Annotated in this window: 5 protein-coding genes; 3 read left to right on the forward strand and 2 right to left on the reverse strand. The window is 49.3% G+C overall.

Annotated features, from left to right (window positions below; genetic code table 11):
* Positions 1-85: 85 nt before the first annotated feature.
* Together purU and FDW87_RS18670 are read right to left on the reverse strand one after the other, a co-directional pair.
* Positions 86-928 carry a formyltetrahydrofolate deformylase gene (purU, locus tag FDW87_RS18665; protein WP_016153278.1) on the reverse strand — a complete coding sequence of 281 codons (843 nt, stop codon included), beginning with the start codon at positions 926-928 and terminating at the stop codon, positions 86-88.
* Positions 929-983: 55 nt separating this feature from the next.
* Positions 984-1439 carry a YchJ family protein gene (locus tag FDW87_RS18670; protein WP_016153277.1) on the reverse strand — a complete coding sequence of 152 codons (456 nt, stop codon included), beginning with the start codon at positions 1437-1439 and terminating at the stop codon, positions 984-986.
* A gap of 111 nt (positions 1440-1550) precedes the next feature.
* Here FDW87_RS18670 and rssA point away from each other — a divergent pair, with 111 nt between their 5' ends.
* The 3 genes from rssA (at position 1551) to galU (ending at position 4679) form a co-directional block, all read left to right on the forward strand.
* Positions 1551-2462: a patatin-like phospholipase RssA gene (gene rssA / locus FDW87_RS18675; protein ID WP_016156731.1), complete on the forward strand. Its 912-nt coding sequence runs from the start codon at positions 1551-1553 to the stop codon at positions 2460-2462.
* Positions 2463-2552: 90 nt separating this feature from the next.
* A complete protein-coding gene (gene rssB, locus FDW87_RS18680; protein WP_016153275.1) occupies positions 2553-3566 on the forward strand; it encodes a two-component system response regulator RssB in 1014 nt (337 codons plus the stop codon).
* A gap of 204 nt (positions 3567-3770) precedes the next feature.
* Positions 3771-4679 (forward strand): UTP--glucose-1-phosphate uridylyltransferase GalU, encoded by a 909-nt coding sequence (galU, locus tag FDW87_RS18685; RefSeq protein WP_016153274.1) that lies wholly within the window; start codon positions 3771-3773, stop codon positions 4677-4679.
* Positions 4680-4793 lie beyond the last annotated feature (114 nt).

Here is a 4793-nt window from a genome sequence, read left to right on the forward strand (position 1 = left end):
TAAAGTATTCCGTTGATAAAAAAGAACTGGTTGCCTGATTTTTACGCGTAAAGATGTAAAGGTAACCAATTCAATTATCAATCGATTACAGAATAATCGTTCGGTTACCGTAAACAAAGACGCGTTGAGCCAGAACCTGATACAGCGCGCGGCTTAATACATTTTTCTCAACGTCGCGGCCCGCACGCATCATGTCTTCCGCGGTGTAGGTGTGATCCACATGAATTACGTCCTGCATAATGATTGGGCCTTCATCAAGGTTATCATTCACGTAGTGGGCTGTCGCACCGATGATCTTCACGCCGCGCTCATAAGCCTGATGGTAAGGGCGAGCGCCAATAAACGCTGGCAGGAATGAATGGTGAATATTGATAATCTTATTCGGGAAGCGTGAAACAAATGTTGGCGTCAGAACGCGCATGTATTTTGCCAGCACGACATAGTCAGGTTGGTGCGCGTCGATAGCGTCGGCCATTTTCAGATCATGTTCGTCACGCGTTAAACCTTCGTGGCTGACCAGCTCAAACGGGATATCAAACCGCTCAACCAAAGGTCGCAGCGTCTCGTGGTTGCCGATCACAGCGGCGATTTCAACATCCAGCCCGCCATAATTGGCCTTCATTAACAGATCACCCAGACAATGTGCTTCCTTGGTGACCAAAATGACGATACGGCGGCGTCCTGCTGGCGTTAATTCACGAATGGAGCCATCTGGAAGGGCACTATCCAGATCGGCAAGCAGCGTGACGTCGTTAAAAATACCCTCCAGTTCGGTACGCATAAAAAAGCGCCCGGTACGGTGGTCCACGAACTCATTGTTCTGCACGATGTTCAGTTCATGCTTGTAACAGATATTCGTAATGCGCGCGATCAGACCTTTTTGGTCCGGGCAAATAGTACGCAGCACTTTTCGTTGTAATGAATGCATTTGCAGCGGTGATCCTGTTGAGAATGTTTGCAAAATTGATACTGTCGGGCGTTGATTAGCCGCAGCACTTTTTAAATTTTTTACCGGAGCCACAAGGGCAGGTATCGTTTCGTCCAATTTGAGGGCGTGTACCGTCTATATAGTACCACTGACCGTTTTCTTTTAAAAAACGAGAGCGCTCGATAATTGCACCTGTTTTACCTTGTTCAGAAAATCGCGCAACAAAGCTGACATAGCCGATATTTTCTGTGTCTGCCGTTTGTTGTTCAAAAACGGTCAGCCCGAGCCATTCAGTGTGGCTAAATCCTGCGATAATGTCGTCGCGAAACGCGGCTGCATGACAGTCCGGATGCCAGGTCTTGATAAGGTAATCTGCGTCTTTCATCACAAAAGCACAGTAACGAGAACGCATGAGATGTGACGGCGTAGGTGCTACTTGCGCGCCGGACACATAACGGTAGCAACATAGGCTATACTCGACAGCGCTACCACAGGGACAAAGCTGAGACACAAAGTACTCCCTGGAATAAAAAAACGGCGTAAAAACGCCAGGGTAGCACTATGTTAACTGAGCGGTAGCGATGTTGCTACGTCTGCAAGCCAGGGGAAGTTTGTACGTACAATGAGAAAAATAAAAATTGGGCTGGCGCTAGGTTCCGGCGCGGCGCGAGGTTGGTCGCATATTGGCGTTATTAAAGCCCTAAAGCATATGGGCATTGATGTTGATATTGTGGCAGGGTGCTCCATTGGTTCGCTGGTTGGTGCAGCCTACGCATGCAATAAGTTACCTGCTCTCGAACAATGGGTTTGTTCTTTCAGCTATTGGGATGTCTTACGTCTGATGGATCTCTCGTGGCGCAGGGGCGGTTTACTGCGTGGTGAACGGGTATTCAATCAGTACCGTAATGTCATGCCGGTAGAAGCAATTGAGCAATGCACTCGCCGTTTCGCAACTGTGGCTACTAATCTGAGTACGGGTCGGGAGCTCTGGTTCACGGAAGGTGATTTGCACCTGGCTGTTCGGGCCTCCTGCAGTATTCCTGGTCTGATGTCCCCTGTAGCGCATAATGGTTACTGGCTGGTCGATGGCGCGGTGGTGAATCCCGTTCCTGTATCCTTAACTCGCGCGCTGGGCGCTGACATCGTTATTGCCGTCGATCTGCAACACGATGCGCATCTTATGCAGCAAGATTTACTCTCCTTCAACGTCAGCAGTGATGCCGAAACGGGTGATGATGTCGACGCGCTTTCATGGCGTGCCCGACTGAAAGAGCGCTTGAGCAACATAACGGCCAGGCGTGCGGTAACCGCGCCGACGGCGATGGAGATCATGACGACTTCTATTCAGGTTCTGGAAAACCGTCTGAAACGTAACCGCATGGCCGGTGACCCGCCAGATATCCTGATCCAGCCGTTTTGTCCGCAAATATCCACGCTGGATTTTCACCGCGCCAGCGCAGCCATTGCTGCTGGACAACTGGCGGTCGAGAAGAAAATGGATGAACTTCTACCCCTGGTGAAAACCAACATCTAACGCATTTTTTATCAACACTTAAGCAAATTCTGACAGGCGTGAGTAGCAATAGCATGCCACTATTTACTAAAGCCAGTCAGGGGGGAGAATATGACGCAGCCATTGGTCGGAAAACAGATTCTTATCGTTGAGGATGAGCCGGTATTTCGCTCACTCATGGACTCATGGTTTTCCTCTTTGGGAGCGACAACGGCGGTAGCTGGCGATGGACTTGAAGCACTTGAATTACTCGGGCACTTTAACCCCGACCTGATTATCTGCGACCTGGCTATGCCACGTATGAACGGACTTAAGCTAGTAGAGTATCTGCGTAATCGTGGCGATCAGACCCCAATCCTGGTGATATCAGCGACGGAAAACATGTCTGATATAGCCAAAGCACTGCGATTAGGTGTGGATGATGTGCTGCTAAAGCCGGTAAAGGACCTGAACCGCCTGCGCGAAACCGTCTTTGCGTGTCTGTATCCGAATATGTTTAATTCACGCGTGGAAGAAGAAGAGCGGCTGTTTCGCGACTGGGATGCGATGGTCGGGGATCCCGCCGCTGCAGCGAAGCTGTTACAAGAATTACAGCCTCCTGTGTCGCAAGTTATTTCACGATGTCGGATCAACTATCGTCAATTGGTGGCTGCCGATCAGCCGGGGCTGGTACTGGATATTGCACCGCTATCGGACCATGACCTTGCGTTTTATTGTCTGGATGTGACGCGGGCAGGGGATAATGGCGTTCTGGCAGCATTGTTACTGCGGGCGCTATTTAACGGTTTGCTGCAGGAACAGCTCGCGCATCAAAATCAACGATTGCCGGAGCTCGGTGCGTTATTGAAACAGGTTAACCATTTATTGCGCCAGGCTAATTTGCCCGGACAATTCCCTTTGCTGGTGGGTTATTACCACAGCGGATTAAAAAACCTGATTCTGGTATCAGCAGGGCTGAATGCGACATTAAATACAGGTTCCCACAATGTACAAATCAGCAATGGCGTTCCGTTGGGAACCTTAGGGAATGCGTATCTTAATCAACTGAGCCAACGTTGCGAATCCTGGCAATGCCAAATTTGGGGGGCCGGTGGTCGGCTGCGCCTGATGTTGTCTGCAGAATGAACAACCGAGTGGAGTGAGAATGAAATTGGCTCACCCCCCTCATGCTGTGAGTGCTACTATCAGCGCCAGATTTATTCGTATTTATCTTAATTATACCGACGCGCGTCCTTTTCAGACCAGAAGCTTGTCGCGGTACTGATATACTTGGATGCGATACAGATTGATGAACACGTTCAATACATGAACAGTCCAGGAGAGTTTTAAATGGCTGCCCTTAATTCAAAAGTCAAAAAGGCCGTTATCCCGGTTGCGGGATTAGGAACCAGGATGTTACCGGCTACGAAAGCAATCCCGAAAGAGATGCTACCGTTGGTTGATAAGCCATTAATTCAGTACGTCGTAAACGAATGTATTGCTGCGGGCATCACTGAAATTGTACTTGTAACTCACTCGTCTAAAAATTCGATTGAAAACCACTTCGATACCAGCTTTGAACTTGAAGCTATGCTGGAAAAACGTGTAAAACGCCAGCTTCTGGAAGAAGTGCAATCTATTTGTCCGCCACATGTCACTATTATGCAGGTGCGTCAGGGACTGGCCAAAGGTCTGGGACACGCGGTATTGTGCGCGCACCCGGTGGTTGGCGATGAGCCCGTTGCGGTTATCTTGCCGGACGTCATTCTTGACGAATACGAATCTGATTTATCACGCGACAACCTTGCCGAAATGATTCATCGTTTCGATGAAACAGGCAGCAGCCAGATTATGGTTGAGCCGGTAGAAGATGTTACCGCTTATGGTGTTGTTGATTGTAAAGGCGTTGAATTAGCGCCGGGCGAAAGCGTACCGATGGTTGGCGTTGTTGAAAAGCCGAAAGCGAATGTGGCGCCATCTAATCTGGCCGTCGTGGGGCGTTACGTCCTTAGCGCTGATATCTGGCCTCTGCTGGCAAAAACGCCTCCGGGAGCCGGTGACGAAATTCAGCTGACTGATGCTATCGATATGCTGATTGAAAAAGAAACGGTTGAAGCTTATCACATGAAGGGCAAAAGCCATGACTGTGGTAATAAGCTGGGCTATATGCAGGCGTTCGTTGAATATGGTATTCGCCATAATACTCTCGGCGCTGAATTTAAAGCCTGGCTGGAAGATGAGATGGGTATTAAGAAGTAACCTCCTGGTATTATCAGGTCTGAACGGTGCTGTTAATCCAGCACCGTTTTTTTATACCTGAACTGGGTAGGGACTGTGCGAAGTACAGGTAAAAAAAATCCCGCCACTGGCGGG

Origin of the sequence: Citrobacter sp. wls826, assembly GCF_005281245.1 — a bacterium.
GTDB lineage: Bacteria > Pseudomonadota > Gammaproteobacteria > Enterobacterales > Enterobacteriaceae > Citrobacter > Citrobacter braakii.